Source organism: Sphingobacterium sp. JB170 (assembly GCF_900163865.1).
Taxonomy (GTDB): domain Bacteria; phylum Bacteroidota; class Bacteroidia; order Sphingobacteriales; family Sphingobacteriaceae; genus Sphingobacterium.
In genome coordinates this window covers 160,680-177,615 of sequence record NZ_FUKU01000071.1, presented here as the reverse complement: position 1 = coordinate 177,615, position 16,936 = coordinate 160,680, and the positions used below count along the sequence as shown (strand labels likewise).

The following is a 16,936-nucleotide window of genomic DNA, read 5'->3' as shown; positions in this document are numbered from 1 at the left end:
AATCCTACAATTACCGCCCGCTATAATTCGATTTGTTAAAACTATTTCGCTGCTTGGAAACGTTCAGCAACTGCACCCCAGTTAACAACATTAAAGACTGCTTCAAGATAAGCTGGGCGTTTGTTCTGGTATTTCAAGTAATACGCATGTTCCCAAACGTCAATACCCAAAATTGGTGTTCCCTGGACTTCGGCTACATCCATTAATGGGTTGTCTTGGTTTGGCGTAGATGTCACTGCTAATTGACCGTCGGCTTTAACGATTAGCCAAGACCATCCTGATCCAAAACGTGTAGCTCCCGCATTTTGCAATTGCGTTTTAAGCTCACTAAAAGAACCGAACGTCGCATTGATCGCCTCTGCTAACTCGCCCGTTGGCTCTCCACCTGCATTCGGGCCTAAAACAGACCAGAATAATTTATGATTAAAGTGCCCTCCACCATTATTACGTACACCGGCAGCGTACTTTGAAATATTCTTATTTATTTCCTCCAGAGACAAACCCTCTGCATCTGTCCCAGCAATAGCTTTGTTTAAGTTATCTACGTATGCTTGGTGATGACGATCATGGTGAATCTCCATTGTATCTTTGTCGATGTGTGGTTCCAACGCATCCGCTGCGTATGGTAATGCTTCTAATTCAAATGCCATAATATAATTTTTTTGATACTAAGAATTGTTAATATTACGAATATAACAAATTCAATGCACCTTCTGTTTTAACCAGCGGAGAATATTCGTAATTATTTATCTTTTATTACGAAAAAATGATTTTATAAGCTCACTGCACAAACTCTCCATGACCCCTCCTATCACGAGCGTTTTGGGATGATATAAATTACCATGTCTGGACGCCCCCCTTTTCTCGTCCAGCGTACCATAGACTACTTTCGAAATTTGCGTCCAGTACGAAGCTCCCGCACACATCACGCATGGCTCCACGGTTACGTATAAGGTACAGTCTTTTAAGTATTTCCCCCCCATAAAACTCGAGGCAGCTGTAAATGCCTGCATCTCAGCATGCGCAGTGACATCATTTAATCGTTCGGTTAGGTTATAACCTTTACCAATAATCTTACCTTGACTTACGATTACTGCCCCTATTGGCACCTCGTCTTCCTCGAGGGCAATATGAGCTTGCTTTAACGCCTCGGCCATGAATATTTCGTCGGTTACCGGAATCTCTTCCTCGTCAAATTGATAAATCCGCATACTAAATTAATTTTGATCCATTCGGCAGCTGACGCTCAACGGCTGTTAGTACAATATGGCCCTCATCATCTGCAAAGCCAGTAATCAAGCACTCGGACATAAAACTTGCTATTTGTTTTCTTGAAAAATTGACAACACCAACTACCTGTTTACCCATAAGTTCATCCTTTTTATAATGATAAGTAATTTGTGCACTTGATTTTAACACACCTACTTCATCCCCAAAATCAATCCGCAATTGATATGCCGGTTTGTGTGCTTGCGGAAAATCATCAACTTGAATTATTGTTCCCACTCGCAAATCCACCGTATGGAAGTCTTCCCACGAAATCTCTCTCCCCACCTCTTACAAGCTGTTAGATTCTAAATCAGACAATTCTTTGGAAATGGTGAACAACACGTATTCCCTATTTCGCCGCAGTCGCCGCGCTAGTCTATCAACTAGATCTTCTTCTTGCCCAGCTGTATACAACAAATCTTGGTCAGTAAGATGATTGTACTTTCTGCTTAGCTTTATTTTGAGAGTTTCCCAATCCTTTGCTGATATTTTAAGTGTGCTCATATATCGATAATTGAAATAAATACGTTAATATTGTAATTTAATAAAATAAACAAATATTTTTCACATGAAAAAATCTCTACTTACTTTAATTTGTCTGGTTGTTGCGATTAGCGCTGCGCAGGCACAACTATTTCCGAGCATTAAGTTTGGTGTAAAAGGCGCATTAGGGTTCTCAAGCTTAACTTCGGAAGGGAAAGTATTCAACTCTGACACCAAAACGGGCTATCAACTTGGATTATGGGGACGCGTTGGTGTTGCCGGTTTCCATGTTCAACCGGAGGCCTATTATGCCAACAAAAAGATCGGTTTTAAAACGGAAACTGAGAATGGCGATGCTACATTTAAAAGTTTCGATGTTCCCGTGTTATTAGGGACTAAAATAGGTATAGGTCCAGTCGGTTTTAGAATCCAAGCCGGTCCTGTGTTTTCTTTTGCGCAAGATGGCAAGGTGAGTTTATCATCCGCGGTAGATTGGGACAAGTATAAGAAAACCTCGACAGGAGTTATCGGTGGTATCGGAGCGGACATCAGCAAGCTTACGATAGACCTACGCTACGAACACGGATTAAGTGATTTAAATGAATCCCCAGATTATAACCAAAAGATACGTATGTGGACAATTGGATTAGGTTTTGCTATCTTATAGAATACCACGTTAAACCAACAACGCAATCAATTAAAATATGCTGGGCTACCTTAATTTTATTAGGTGTAGCCCTTTTCTGATTAGAACAATTCTAAATTATTTGTTTTTCGGAGCATTTGTCAGAATTGTGTTATCAAATGGATAAATTTGCCAAATTAATATAAACATAACGGATAATGAGTAATTCAAAGCCAGCATTAAGTTCTTCCTTAGGAAGAAAGCTAATCATGAGCTTAACGGGGATTTTTTTATGTACATTCCTGGTGGTTCACTTGATTGGTAACATGCAATTATTTAAAGACGACGCAGGTTACGCTTTCAACAACTATGCGTATTTCATGACGCATTTTACGCCAATTAAAGTAGTTTCTTACCTACTCTACGCATCAATTATTATTCATGCTATCTATGCACTAGTCTTGTCCTTAAAAAACAAAGCTGCCCGTCCTATCGGCTACGAAAAGTACGATGGTCAATCGAATAGTAAATGGAACTCACGCAACATGGGGATTCTCGGAACAATAATCTTAGTATTTTTAGTTACCCATTTACAAAACTTCTGGTGGAAATATCACAATGACCAGGTTCCTTACATCGAGTACCGTACGGATCTTGCTACTGGGGCAACGGCTGCGCGAGAAATTCAAGCCGCGGACTTCAATGACTTCCAAACAACAATAGAAAACAATGTTGAAATTGTAAAAGCGCGTGACCTTTACAAACAAGTAGATTTCGCGTTTCAAAATATCGGCTTAGTTATTTTATATGTAATAGCTATGGCGGCGCTCGCATTTCACCTTATCCATGGTTTCAAGTCCGCATTCCAAACGTTGGGCCTATCGCACAAGAAATATGTACCGATTATTGAATTTTTAGGTGTATGGGTATTTGGTGTAATTATTCCTGTGTTATTTGCACTGATGCCATTATATTTTTATTTCGTTAAATAATATTATAGATATATAAACATATCTGTTAAATATAAAGTATTTAAATATGTTAGATTCAAAAGTACCTGCAGGCCCGTTAGCCGAAAAATGGTCAAAACATAAATTTGACATGAAGCTCGTTAACCCGGCCAACAAGCGTAAATTCACGATTATCGTTGTTGGAACAGGATTAGCCGGTGCTTCAGCAGCGGCATCGTTAGCCGAATTAGGTTATAATGTAAAAACCTTCTGTTATCAAGATTCTCCTCGCCGGGCCCACTCTATTGCAGCCCAAGGAGGAATCAATGCTGCTAAAAGTTATCAAAACGACGGTGACTCTGTTTACCGCTTATTTTACGATACCATTAAAGGTGGCGATTACCGCGCACGCGAGGCCAACGTTTACCGTTTAGCCGAAGTATCTGTTAACATCATCGATCAATGTGTGGCACAAGGCGTACCGTTCGCTCGCGAATACGGCGGGCTTTTAGACAACCGTTCATTCGGTGGGGCGCAAGTGTCCCGTACTTTTTACGCACGTGGTCAAACTGGACAACAACTATTATTGGGCGCGTACTCCGCGCTAAACCGTCAAATACAAAAAGGAAAAGTAACCTCGTACACGCGGCACGAGATGTTAGACTTAGTCAAAATCGATGGACACGCTCGTGGTATCATTACCCGTGATTTAATCACAGGTAAAATCGAATCGCATGAGGGCCACGCGGTCTTGCTTTGTACGGGTGGTTATGGAAACGTGTTCTTCCTATCAACCAACGCAATGGGCTGTAATGTTACCGCAGCATGGAGAGCACACAAACGTGGTGCATTCTTTGCTAACCCTTGTTACACACAAATCCACCCAACCTGTATTCCGGTAACGGGCGACCATCAATCAAAACTTACCTTGATGTCTGAGTCCTTACGTAACGACGGACGTGTATGGGTTCCTAAAACTAAAGAACTATCGGCTAAGTTGCGTAAAGGAGAGTTAAAACCTTCTGACATACAAGAAGCAGATAGAGATTATTTCTTGGAACGCAAGTACCCGTCGTTTGGTAACCTTGTTCCTCGTGACGTTGCATCTCGTAATGCAAAAGAGATGGTTGATGACGGTCGTGGGGTCGGAAAAACAGGTGTCGCGGTATTTTTAGATTTTGCCGAATCTATCGGTCGTCTTGGTAAAGACACAGTTGCTGCAAAATATGGTAACTTGTTCGATATGTATTATCAAATTACGGATGAAAACCCGTACGAACAACCAATGCGTATCTACCCTGCTGTTCACTACACAATGGGCGGTATTTGGGTTGACTATAACCTCATGACCACCGTTCCGGGATTATATGCCCTGGGCGAGTGTAACTTCTCAGACCACGGCGCTAACCGTCTTGGTGCGTCTGCATTGATGCAGGGTTTATCAGATGGATACTTTGTGATTCCTTATACTGTGGGAGATTACCTTGCTAAATTAGGATCCTTTGAAGCTATAGATAAGACAAACCCGGCATTCGAACAAACACGTAAAGAAGTCGAAGGAAAAGTTAACACATTGTTGGCTCTTAACGGTACAAAAACAGTTGACGATATCCACAAAGAACTGGGTAAAATCATGTGGGAATATTGTGGGATGGCGCGTACGGCTGAAGGATTAACGACAGCTAAAGGACTTATTAAAGAGTTAAAGAATGAGTTTTGGACGAACGCCAAAGTTCTCGGCGAAAATGAAGAACTGAATATGTCGTTAGAAAAAGCTGGACGTGTTGCAGATTTTATCGAACTGGGCGAGCTAATGGTCGATGATGCCTTAGGTCGTGCAGAGTCATGTGGAGGTCACTTCCGACTCGAATCACAAACCGAAGAAGGCGAAGCAAAACGAGATGATGAAAACTTTACTTTTGTATCAGCTTGGGAATTCAAAGGCGAGAATCAGGAAGAAACTCTTCATAAAGAGGACTTGATTTTTGAAAACGTCAAATTAACACAAAGAAGTTATAAATAGTCGGACAAGGGAGAATCGTCACAACTCCTCTCCCTTCCCGTGCTTAAAAATATTATCATGGCACAACATATGAATTTAACGCTTAAGATTTGGCGTCAAAAAAATGACAAAACAAAAGGTCAATTCGTGACTATTCAAGCGAACGACATTGCTGATGATATGTCTTTCTTAGAAATGCTTGACGTCGTGAATGAGGAACTAACCCGTAAAGGTGAAGATCCTGTATACTTCGATCACGACTGTCGCGAAGGTATCTGTGGAATGTGTTCATTAGTGATCAATGGGCGCCCCCACGGACCTAAATATGGAATCACAACATGTCAATTGCACATGCGTTCCTTCCACGATGGTCAAACTATTGTTATTGAACCATGGAGAGCAGCAGCTTTTCCTGTATTAAAAGATCTAGCGGTAGATCGTACTGCATTTGACAGAATCCAACAAGCCGGAGGTTACGTGAATGTCAATACGGGCGGGGTACCAGATGCCAATGAGATCGCAATCCCTAAACGTGTCGCTGACGAAGCTTTTGAATCCGCAACATGTATCGGTTGTGGAGCGTGTGTGGCTGCGTGTAAAAATGCATCTGCTATGTTGTTTGTGTCTGCTAAAATTTCACAATTCGCCTTATTACCACAAGGTCAAACCGAGAGATACGAACGTGCTCAGGCAATGGTCGATCAAATGGATACCGAAGGGTTTGGTAACTGTACCAATACGGGTGCATGTGAAGCGGAATGTCCGAAAGGGATTAAATTATCGAATATCGCAAGAATGAACCGTGAATATTTCACAGCGAAATTCTTCCGTGAAGAAGATGTACACGTACATTAGTCGTACATTTACTTCAATAAATTTAGCGTCCTTGTTATTATTAAATAGCAGGGACTTTTTTTTATATTTACAATTCACGAAACGCGACTTAAATGCTTACCAAGATTCGGATCCTACTCTTAATTCTAACTTTGTCCTTGGTGGGTACTGCGATAACGATCCATCTTACGATCACTAGTGAAGACATACTTTCGTTAGACGAGCGTAAACTCACTTCAAAGATTCATGAGTTTGAAGATCGCATTCAAGATGTGCTAAATGACACACTCGTGAGTAAGACTTTCCAGAATGTTGACAACTTCCCTATCCAAGTATCCACGATAAGCAATGAACTCGCCCAAGAAAACATATACTTCTATATTTATCGTGACAACCAAGTTATCCACTGGTCAACCAACATATATGTACCGGTTACTGATGTAGGACTACGTCGGGAAACATCGTACCTGCAATCAGAGAATCGATCTTTCCTTGTTCGTAAAAAAGAGTTGAATCACGGGATATCCGTGCTTGCCCTTGTTCCTATCCGAGATAATTTCCAAAGTACCAACAGGCTCCTTAAAAACAGTTTTCTCCCTGACATAAATGTCAACAATATTGAGATTGCCCAATACAATGACGACAAAAATATTCGGAATATATACAGTAAAGACAAAAGTTATCTATTCTCGGTAAAACTCATCGAAGGCAAGAAGGACAATATATACATCACCCTGCAGTTCATCTGTTGGGTGGCAGCCATGATTTGCTTTTTGGTTCTCATTAACAGCGTCTGCTTACACCTTGTTAAAAATGAGTATCCTTGGCTTGCTGTACTGCTGCTGCTGGCAGCTTTAATCATGGTTCACTACCTTGATCTAAAATCCAATTGGTTATCTATACACTCGAGTTTGGAACTCTTTGATCCTAAATATTATGCATATAACGAATTTCTGCCAAATACATGGTCCTATTTAACAACTACTGCATCCATATTTTGGTTAATTTGTTTTATCAAAATAATCCAACAAAAATTAACGCTCCCAAGTTTCATTTTCAAAGGTTATGCACCCATAGCAATCTCAATAATTGGTGTTTTTTCGATATATGCAACCGCCCAGCTCATGTATTATTTTCTTGGGACATTGCTTACGCACTCTCCGTTGTATGAGCAAGATTTCACGCGGATCCTTGATCTAAATTTCTATGGCTGGGTTTGTCTTATACTTTTCTGCTTCAATATCGCGACGCTGATATTATACATCGACGGTGTTTTAGAAATGATACGTAATTTACTGAACGACATCACCCTTTTGTTAAATATCGAGCTAATATGTCTAATTATATCGCTAATCGTCATGACTTTCATCGGTCTAAACGTATTCTTTTGTATCTTCTTAGGTATACTCATTTTCCTTCGAACCTATAGAACATATAAAGATTCAACCCCTTATCAACTATCAGTATTTATAATTACGATATTATTGATCTCCAGTATTTCGGTCATAACATATAATCACTATAACCGCATTAAAAAATCCGAGACCATGAAGCTCGCTATTTCGCACTTGCTCGCCGAGGATGATATGAATGCAGTCTCTCTTTTTATTGAATTCGAAAAGAGTATTATTGATGATGTTCGTTTAGAGAAGATAATTAACTTAAACGATAACTCGAATAATGTCGCGTATATTACCGATTACATAAAAACGAGATACCTGAGTGGGTACCTCTCCAAATTCGATTTTGAGGCATACTATTACAACAATGACGGTAGACCTTTACAAAACTACGAAGTAAACAAAGCGGCCGAATTTCGGGAAGATGTTATTAAAAGTGCGATAAAAATTCCGCTAACCACCAACTTCTATCGCTTACGTAGCGAACTGGGTACACATGAATATATCACGCATATATCCGTGCCCTACGAACAGGAACCCGATAAACGGTATCATATATATCTTAATCTTAAAAACCAATCTTACAGAACCTCACTCCCCTACCCCGAAATACTCTCGGACAACCAAAATCCAAACTGGCAATCGGAAACGATTCGTGACAATTCCTACGCGTTGTATAAAGGAGGTAGCCTTGTTACGCAATATGGCGCCTACAGTTATCCGGAGACGGATCTGATTTTAGAAAATAAAATCGAACAATACAGTGAGATTCAAAAGAATGACAACTATGTCCACTTAGGGTACAAACCAGATCCTTATACGTCCATCGTCATTAGCAAGCAAAAGACGACACTTTGGGAGTTTCTCGCATTGGGTTCCATTATATTTATCGTTCTACTTGTGTTTTTTGGAGTATTCAATGTCACCAACTACATGATCAAAACGATCACAGATAGATCCTTTAAGTGGCGACGCATACGCTATCATTTCCGTTTACTGTTCAACAATACGCAATATAGTACACGGATTCAGGCATTAGTGATTCTATCGGTACTATTGGGTATTTTCATTTCCGGGGCAATCGCATTTATCAGCATAAATCGTCAAATAGAGGAGTCGACGACGATCAATCGGATGCGTGAGATCTCGGAAATCACAAAGCGCATTGAAAATCACCTAGGTAGCGTCAAAAACGGGTTAGATTCCAGAATGGTGGCTATGCTTAAAGATATGGCTCCTTCGACGATGACAAACTTCAATCTCTACAACCGCAGTGGGAAACTCTTATATTCCTCGCAGCCGCGGATTTTCGATTTGAAATTAATTTCCAATTACATTAACCCTTCGGCGTTAAATAAGCTTGCCATATTGCGAAAATCGGAAGCTTACGAACAGGAAAGCATTTCGAACTTTAAATTCGCTTCCGTTTACTCCACGCTAAAGGATGAAAATTATAAGACCATGGCCTATATTAACATTCCTTACTATACAGCCGAAAAAGACGCCATGGCGAGCAAAAATCTGTTGCTAAACACCATATTAAATATTTATACGTTTATTATTATTCTTTTTGGGTTTATCGCCGTCGCCTTGTCGCGAAAAATCACACAACCATTGGATATTGTACGGCAAAAACTTGCCGAAACACAGCTTTCCAGTAAGATCAATGAGCCTCTTTATTGGGGGCGCAACGATGAAATTGGCATGCTGATCAAAGAATACAACTATATGCTTGTTAAGCTTGAAGAAAGTGCTAAACAACTTCGCGATGCTGAGCGAGAGAAGGCGTGGCGCGATATGGCCAAGCAGGTTGCACACGAAATAAAAAACCCGCTTACACCGATGAAGCTTGGCATTCAACAACTCGTACGCACCTATAACGCGGGAGATCCGCGATTTACCGAAAGGCTACAAAGAATCTCTGAATCTATCATCGAACAGATCGATAGCCTATCAACGATTGCAACGGAGTTCTCTGCATTTGCTAAACTCCCGGAAACGAATTTGACTAAAATAAACTTGATCGAGGAAATCATAAAAGCGATGAATTTATTCAATAGTTCCACCCATACGAGTATCCTGTTGACAAATAATACGAATGACCACGAAGTCTTCATTCTTGGTGATAGAGATCAAGTACTGCGATCGTTCAATAACCTGTTCAAGAATGCTATCGAAGCTAGTATCGGACGAAAAAGAGTACGTATTGACGTTAATCTTCATTACAAAGATGACAAATGGATCATTATTCGGATTGATGACAACGGCTACGGAATCCCCGACGAGGTAATTCCCAATATTTTCAAACCTAATTTCACCACCAAAAGTTCGGGAACGGGACTTGGGCTCGCTTTTGTAAAGCAAACCGTAACCGGGATTGGTGGTCGAATAAGATTTATTACCAAAGCTAACGTAGGAACAACGTTTTTTATCACGTTACCCAAACTGGAAGAATAGAACTCGATTATTGGCGCTAGCACTTGCGCGCGTTAAGGGGGAGGAGAATACTTCTGTTACACAGCAGTATACGGTCGACAAATTTAATGGCGTACTCCCAATGCCCTAAAAGCCAAAAGGGAGCCATACGGGTTTCCACTAATAATATACGCCATGCAAAAGAGGGTCCTTATGGGACCCTCTTTTGCACTGAAAATGTGTAAAAATTTCTTTGTATATATTATTACACGATTATTTTAGGACAAGTCCCGCCCGTCCCATAATCGCATTCTCATTATAAAGTAAAACAGTGTATGCTCCTTTCTGAAATTTATCCAATGGCCACATAAACTGATATTCCTCCCCTTTATTAGTGAATTTTATTAGATCTTTAAATGTGTATTGTAATTTCTCACCATGCACATAAAAAATGTCGTCAGCATCGCCAAATAAATTCCCTACAGGATCGATAATGCGTACAAAAACCTCTTTGGTTCCCGCCTTGGCCAATGTATTGTCAGCTATGGAAAATAAGATCTGAAGTTCGCCGACTCGACGTGCTTTTGCTTCCACGTCGATATTTCCATTTTTAGAAATTGAGACACCGTTAACTTGAATATTGGATACTTTTAATGCCGAAGCCGCGACTACCTGATCTTTCAATACCGTGTTTTCCTGCGAAAGCGTATTTACTTGCTGATCAACATAGGTTATTTGGTTTGCCAGCACACTATTTTCGCGCTTCAGCAGTTCATTCTTCACCTTTAATTCATTGAGGCTGATGCGAAGATTCGAAACGTCTCCTTTCAATGCTGCGACCTCTTTCCTCGCCGACAAAATATCGTCTTCGGTTATCGTTTGATTTTCGAGTTTAGCACGTAGGCCTTTAATAATTCCACGCGCCCGACTTTCGGACTCTTCTAAAACATCGTCAGGATTATCGCCTTTTAGGGACACCAGATTGTCTAATTCAGCTTCAATACGATCGATTTCTATTTGTAAGTCCTGCTTCTGAATCGCCATCGTATACAGCTTTTCTCCCGAAGACTTGAATTTAACATAAAAATAAACATTCGTCGCGAGTAAGGCTGCTATTGCAATGATGAAAAAATATATTTTCGAGTTATTTTTCTTCGCAGGCTCCTCAATATTCTTTACAGACGAATCAAAGGAGGCATCGTTTTCTATATCTTCTAAATCTTGTATTTCTTGCATTATTATCTTCTTCTCCGTTACTTTAAAGCAACTTAAATATTAACAATGTGTTACTCAGCAAAAACTATTCCAACGAACACATTATCAGGGATTGATTTTTTATTCGAAATAATTCATAACCTCAAAGCCTCCCTTTCTTATATATTCTTCCTTACGCATCAGTTGCAAGTCACTTGCGACCATCTCCTCCACAAGACTTGACAAGTCATATTTAGGTGTCCAGCCTAATTGGGTATTGGCTTTGCGAGGGTCGCCAATAAGCAAATCCACCTCCGTCGGACGAAAATAAGCTGGATCCACCTTAACTACGTTTTGACCAAGTTTAATATTTTCAGCAGGAATATTCAGTTCGGCCAATTTTTCCATATCGCAGTCGATAATTACCCCTTTTTCATTCTCATTTTTACCACTAAACTCGATTTCCACGCCAACTTCAGCAAATGCCATTCGAACAAACTCACGCACGGACGTGGTTACTCCAGTTGCGATAACATAATCCTCCGGTTTATCTTGCTGAAGCATCAACCACATCGCCTCCACATAATCTTTTGCATGGCCCCAATCACGTTCCGCCGAAAGGTTACCAAGATAGAGTTTATCTTGAAGGCCAAGCGCAATTTTTGCAACGCCCCGTGTAATCTTACGTGTTACAAATGTCTCCCCACGTACGGGACTCTCATGATTAAAAAGTATACCGTTACACGCGTACATGTTGTAAGCCTCACGGTAATTTACGGTGATCCAATAGCCGTACATTTTCGCAACAGCATAAGGACTACGTGGGTAAAATGGCGTACGCTCATTTTGAGGAACCTCTTGTACCAGCCCATACAGTTCCGATGTGGAAGCTTGGTAGATACGTGTCTTGTTTACCAAATTTAATAAGCGTACCGCATCTAATATGCGAAGTGTTCCAATTGCATCTGCGTTGGCGGTGTATTCGGGTGTATCAAAACTTACTTTAACATGAGATTGCGCGGCTAAATTGTATATCTCGTCGGGTTGTACCTCCTGAACAATTCTAATCAAATTAGAGGAATCGGTCAAGTCACCATAATGCAGAATAAAATTACGTTTACTCACATGTGGATCCTGGTAGAGATGATCGATTCTATCCGTATTAAACATAGAAGAACGGCGTTTTAATCCATGAACAATATATCCCTTTTTCAAAAGAAATTCCGCGAGATAGGCGCCATCTTGCCCAGTTATACCTGTAATAAATGCTATTTTAGGACTATCCATACTTTTCGACATATGACAAAAATAACAATTATTAAAACTTTTTATCAATTTATTAACATGCGCTCGGGAATAATGGCAGAAATCATCCTCGTTTTTTTCGTAGTGTTCGAAAATTTAAAATCAGAAAGATACTTAGGCGATTAGAAGCAATTTTATGTTCAATAAAATCAAAAAATATAAAAGCCTGAGAAATGATCCTCAGGCTTTCAAAGTACACTCAATTTATGAGCGATATATTAACGATGTCTAGTCTTCCACTCTACTAAAGTTAAAAACAAGATTACCACTGCCTTCATCCAACGGAATTGGCATTCTCATCACCAATGATTCCCCATCGGTGTAAGAAAGATCAAGTCTGTAGCCTGTCGTGACATTCTTCGGTGTTTCCCCAGCGTATATTTTCTTAAATTGAAACTCGGGTTGTACATTATCATTTTTATTATCATATACCGACCAAACTATTGCTCGCACAGCGCCGTCAGCGCACAATGTACCCGATGCATTGAACGTAATCGAACCTCTGTGATTCCCACCAGGAAGTGTCCATGTAGAACCTACAAAACAGTCCACTGGCGCTTCGTCAAAAATATTCTTAATGGTGTATGCGGAGGGAATATCTTCACGATCGACTGAATTCAAGATCCATTTACCTTTTAAACCACTACGCCACTGCCCTGCGGAAGGATCATTCTGACCAACGGAGCCGGAACTCTGCGTAGATGTTGATCCATTACTAGACTTCTTCTGTGCTCCACAAGAAGCCAACAACAGCATACATACAATCAAAGTGAATGCTGATAAGATATGTTTTCGCATAATGTAAAATTTAGTTTTCTAATTTTGAGTATATTCGCAAATATATAAAAAACCCTTGATGAGTCAGTCCAAAAATCATACCATAAGCAAAATAGTAGCTAAAGCTGTACTTAGGTTGACTGTAATTATAATTGCCGCACCGATTGTCGTATATTTCACCGATGCAGATACACTGGAATCCAAAGTAAGTTTCCCCTCGGTATGGTCCATTATATCACCAATATTACTTTTGTTAAGTTTTATTGCCCTATTAGTCGCCGTTTTAAAGAACAAATATGAGCGCATCGAACTGAATTGGCTAATGGCGCTGGCGGGAATATTCACCTGCTTGTACCTCATCGTATTTTACACCCGTGTTCTGGGCATGTTTAATTAAAAATAGTCTACATGTACAAAAAAAGAATATGGACAGTTTCTAATAATATCTTTAAGGTCATTATTACCTTGATAGCCTTGTATTGGGTCTCCACAAAAATATCATTTAACGACTTAAAAGAAGCATTTGAGAATTGCAGTCCCGGTTATTTTCTGCTCGGATTATTGAGCTATGCAATATCCCAAATTATTGCATCTTCCAGGTTGAACACCTTTTTACAAGCAATAGGCTTAAATGTAAGTGAACGCTATAACATGCGATTATATCAACTTGGATTGCTTTACAACTTCTTCCTCCCTGGAGGGATCGGCGGTGACGGATACAAAATCTATTTCCTGAAAAAAAACCATAATATTCGAGGTAGAAAAATATTAAGTGCTGTTTTTTTTGATCGCCTTAGCGGACTATGGGCGTTAGGAATAATAACGGGGGTACTGGTTATGTTTATGCCTAGACTCGAAATCCCGAATACAGTTACCATCGCGTGCCTAGTCTTAGGGAGTGCAACTTACCTGTATGTTATGCATTTATTTTTCAGGAACTTTTTTAAGCGATTTATCGAAACGCATATTAAAGCACTCGCTGTGCAGGGGTTTCAAGTCTTGAGTGCGGTAGCTATTTTATACGCAATGAACTTCCAAGGGAAATTCTCTCCCTACTTATTAATTTTTCTACTATCTTCACTTGTAGCGATCGTACCGTCCATTTTAGGCGGTGTTGGCCTACGGGAGTCGTTAATGACTTTTGGCGCAGAGTATTTTCAATTAGACAGTCATTTAGCGGTGTTAATTAGCTTGGTGTTTTACGTGATATCCTTATTAATTGCGACCTCCGGTATTTATTACATTATACGTCCGAGTCGGTTAGGAACCGACAGAATGCCTTCTGCTACCGAAGTAGAACAGGAACTCGAAAAAGAAGAATAAACTTATGGCAAATATTATAATTACTGGAGCAAGCAGCGGCGTCGGATTTGAAGCTGTGTTGGACCTAACGGCAAACAAGGACAACAAAGTCATCGCGCTGGCGCGTTCCGCTGACAAGCTGCGTAAATTGCATGAAATAGCGACATCGTTAAACCCCGATGGCGGTCAGCTTTTTCCCGCACAGTTTGATATCGTGTACGACGAATACCAACGCAGCCTTATACCGTTTATCAAATCAAAATTTGATACGGTCGACATTCTAATTAATAACGCAGGCATGCTGGTGAACAAACCTTTTCTAGAAACGACAATCGAGGATTTTACGCAAGTCATTCAAACAAACTTGTTTGGCCATGTCCAAATGATAAAACATGTGGTGCCCTTGATGAAAAAAGGAAGCCATATTGTAAATATCGGAAGTATGGGAGGTTATCAAGGATCTGTCAAATTTCCCGGATTAGCCGCCTACTCAGCCAGCAAGGCAGCGATTGCGGTTCTTACCGAATGCCTTGCTGAAGAATTTAAAGAGCAGGAAATTAGCGTAAATTGCTTAGCCCTAGGCTCCGCGCAAACGGAAATGTTCGAAGCGGCATTCCCTTCGATGCAGGCCGGTACGCTCGCTTTTGAAATGGGACGATATATCGCAGAGTTTGCACAAAATGGCCATAAATTCTACAATGGTAAAGTACTCCCTGTAGCGAATACAACTCCCTAGGAACAGCGTCCAAGAACAGCGTATAAATCTACGATCTATCTCTTGCGTGGCATTACATGCTGTGGAGCCACTCAACTAAATCTTCCATTACCTCATCACTAAAGGTTTCCTCTAATTGAGCGTACTCACTTATACTTCCTGTTTTTGCACGTTGAAAAAAATGGTTAAGTCCCTCATAAACCTTTAACGTAGGTTCCAATCCACTTGGTAGATTTTTAGTCAGGCTCTCTAGGTTCACGGCGTAGGGCACTTGTACATCTTTGGTACCATACGCGGCAAAAACAGGAACATTGATCTGCCGAATGAACGGTACAGGATCGATCCGCATAAAATAACGATAAGGTGGCGTAACGAGCATTCTGAATTCATTTTTCTGGTCTTGCGTTGGGTTTGGGAAAACGGACGAAACGTTATTCATAATTTGCAAATAAGCGTCCTGATCAGAGAGATCACTTTTAACAATCGCAAAGTTTTTCCGATTTATCAGGCGTGCATGCTGGAGCTCCTCTTGGGAAAGCCCTACGGAGCGACCCACTTCATATGCTTGCAACACCATCAAGGAGTCGATCGCGATCGCTGGTGGCGCTAATAAACCTATAAAATTCACTTCTGCGGAACGCTGACCTGCAACTAACATGGCAATTAACCCGCCTTCACTATGTCCTATAATCCCTATATTATTCGGATCGACATTCTTTTGCTCCCGCAAATAATCCAGGGCACCTATGACATCTTTACTAAAATCACCGATCGTACTATTGGGGTAATCTCCTTTTGACTTTCCCACGCCGCGATCATCAAAACAAAGAACTGCGATCCCCCGTCTTGTAAGATAGTCCGCGATAACTTTAAACGGCTTATGCCCATCCACGGTTTCATCCCGATCTTGTGGACCGCTACCGGTAACCATTACAACAGCGGGCATTAATTGTGCCTGTTCGCGTGGCAGGGTTAAAGTGCCTGCCAGTTTCACTTGGTCGAACTCGTTATAGAAGTTCACCTTCACCGTATCATAGGGATAAGGTGCACTGGGGGTTTGCGGTCGACGCCTTACTTCCTTCACATTAGAATGCAGAACCAATGGAATACTTTTATCTCCACGCTTGAAAACGCCGTCGATTTTCGTTGAACTTACCTGAGTGCCCTCAAAGAAAATCATATTCTGGCTACTGGCCAAAAAGATCGAATCTCCTTTTATTTTAACGCTCGAGAACTGCAATGCGCTGGCGGCTTCTGCAGGACCAACTACGCTTGCTGTCCAAACCTCATTTAAATCTTTCTCAAGCCTAAATTCCACGGGCAACTTCACACTTTGCACGTCTAGAAAACCACGCCAGTTTCCCTCCATATCTTGGCCCATACAGCCATAAAACTGCACTACTAATATTATTAAAAACACTAATCGCATACACTATCAAATATTTCGGGTCATCACTTCAAATCTGCCTGCACCTAGGCGTCACAATATATACAAAACTCGTACCTAGTTAACAATAACGAATATGAATTTGGTGAATTGTACCCGTATTAGTGCAATATCGAAATTGATCAGATAAATGAATTAATCTTTGATTACACCGTTTTAGTGTTGCCGAAAACGAAAAAAAGCATAATTTTGATAAATATATTTTTTCGAAATTTCAA

The 16,936-nt window shown here is 40.5% G+C and carries 16 protein-coding genes; 8 read left to right on the top strand and 8 right to left on the bottom strand.

Translation table 11 applies throughout. The features are described from left to right. Positions 1-41: 41 nt before the first annotated feature. The 4 genes from FM107_RS18990 to FM107_RS18975 all read right to left on the bottom strand — a co-directional run bounded on the left by FM107_RS18990 (position 42) and on the right by FM107_RS18975 (position 1,773). Entirely contained in the window at positions 42-650 is a 609-nt protein-coding gene (locus tag FM107_RS18990; protein WP_086950050.1) for a superoxide dismutase, read from the bottom strand. A gap of 96 nt (positions 651-746) precedes the next feature. Then, a complete protein-coding gene (locus FM107_RS18985; protein WP_086950049.1) occupies positions 747-1,211 on the bottom strand; it encodes a nucleoside deaminase in 465 nt (154 codons plus the stop codon). Position 1,212: 1 nt separating this feature from the next. Then, entirely contained in the window at positions 1,213-1,554 is a 342-nt protein-coding gene (locus FM107_RS18980) for a tRNA-binding protein (protein WP_086950048.1), read from the bottom strand. 3 nt (positions 1,555-1,557) lie between these two features. Then, a complete protein-coding gene (locus FM107_RS18975) occupies positions 1,558-1,773 on the bottom strand; it encodes a hypothetical protein (RefSeq protein ID WP_086950047.1) in 216 nt (71 codons plus the stop codon). Between the two features lie 64 nt (positions 1,774-1,837). On the opposite strand from FM107_RS18975, the gene FM107_RS18970 reads away from it, so the two are divergent. The 5 genes from FM107_RS18970 (at position 1,838) to FM107_RS18950 (ending at position 10,020) form a co-directional block, all read left to right on the top strand. Beyond that, on the top strand, positions 1,838-2,419 hold the full coding sequence (locus FM107_RS18970) for a porin family protein (protein WP_086950046.1): 582 nt from the start codon (positions 1,838-1,840) through the stop codon (positions 2,417-2,419). Between the two features lie 176 nt (positions 2,420-2,595). Continuing rightward, entirely contained in the window at positions 2,596-3,369 is a 774-nt protein-coding gene (locus FM107_RS18965) for a succinate dehydrogenase cytochrome b subunit (RefSeq protein WP_086950045.1), read from the top strand. A gap of 46 nt (positions 3,370-3,415) precedes the next feature. Continuing rightward, entirely contained in the window at positions 3,416-5,350 is a 1,935-nt protein-coding gene (locus FM107_RS18960; RefSeq protein ID WP_086950044.1) for a fumarate reductase/succinate dehydrogenase flavoprotein subunit, read from the top strand. A 57-nt stretch (positions 5,351-5,407) separates the two neighbouring features. Beyond that, positions 5,408-6,184, top strand: coding sequence for a succinate dehydrogenase/fumarate reductase iron-sulfur subunit (locus FM107_RS18955; protein WP_179204548.1), 777 nt, complete (start codon positions 5,408-5,410; stop codon positions 6,182-6,184). A gap of 92 nt (positions 6,185-6,276) precedes the next feature. Further along, a complete protein-coding gene (locus FM107_RS18950; RefSeq protein ID WP_086950043.1) occupies positions 6,277-10,020 on the top strand; it encodes a HAMP domain-containing sensor histidine kinase in 3,744 nt (1,247 codons plus the stop codon). A 231-nt stretch (positions 10,021-10,251) separates the two neighbouring features. On the opposite strand, the gene FM107_RS18945 is transcribed toward FM107_RS18950, so the two are convergent. From FM107_RS18945 to FM107_RS18935, 3 genes are all read right to left on the bottom strand, one after another. Then, positions 10,252-11,214, bottom strand: a complete 963-nt coding sequence (locus tag FM107_RS18945; protein WP_256959637.1) for a hypothetical protein — start codon at positions 11,212-11,214, stop codon at positions 10,252-10,254. A gap of 99 nt (positions 11,215-11,313) precedes the next feature. After that, the gene (gene gmd / locus FM107_RS18940; protein WP_086950070.1) at positions 11,314-12,459 is read right to left on the bottom strand and encodes a GDP-mannose 4,6-dehydratase; all 1,146 of its coding nucleotides are present in this window, start codon (positions 12,457-12,459) and stop codon (positions 11,314-11,316) included. A gap of 246 nt (positions 12,460-12,705) precedes the next feature. Continuing rightward, entirely contained in the window at positions 12,706-13,275 is a 570-nt protein-coding gene (locus FM107_RS18935; RefSeq protein WP_086950042.1) for a lipocalin family protein, read from the bottom strand. A 58-nt stretch (positions 13,276-13,333) separates the two neighbouring features. Here FM107_RS18935 and FM107_RS19440 point away from each other — a divergent pair, with 58 nt between their 5' ends. The 3 genes from FM107_RS19440 to FM107_RS18920 are packed head-to-tail and all read left to right on the top strand — an operon-like array spanning position 13,334 to position 15,292. Beyond that, positions 13,334-13,651, top strand: coding sequence for a hypothetical protein (locus FM107_RS19440; protein ID WP_143559539.1), 318 nt, complete (start codon positions 13,334-13,336; stop codon positions 13,649-13,651). Positions 13,652-13,662: 11 nt separating this feature from the next. Further along, entirely contained in the window at positions 13,663-14,577 is a 915-nt protein-coding gene (locus FM107_RS18925; protein ID WP_086950040.1) for a lysylphosphatidylglycerol synthase transmembrane domain-containing protein, read from the top strand. A gap of 4 nt (positions 14,578-14,581) precedes the next feature. Next, positions 14,582-15,292, top strand: a complete 711-nt coding sequence (locus tag FM107_RS18920) for an SDR family oxidoreductase (RefSeq protein ID WP_086950039.1) — start codon at positions 14,582-14,584, stop codon at positions 15,290-15,292. A gap of 52 nt (positions 15,293-15,344) precedes the next feature. Here the strand turns inward: FM107_RS18920 and FM107_RS18915 are convergent, their stop codons facing one another. Beyond that, positions 15,345-16,700 carry a S9 family peptidase gene (locus FM107_RS18915; RefSeq protein ID WP_086950038.1) on the bottom strand — a complete coding sequence of 452 codons (1,356 nt, stop codon included), beginning with the start codon at positions 16,698-16,700 and terminating at the stop codon, positions 15,345-15,347. Positions 16,701-16,936: the final 236 nt, after the last annotated feature.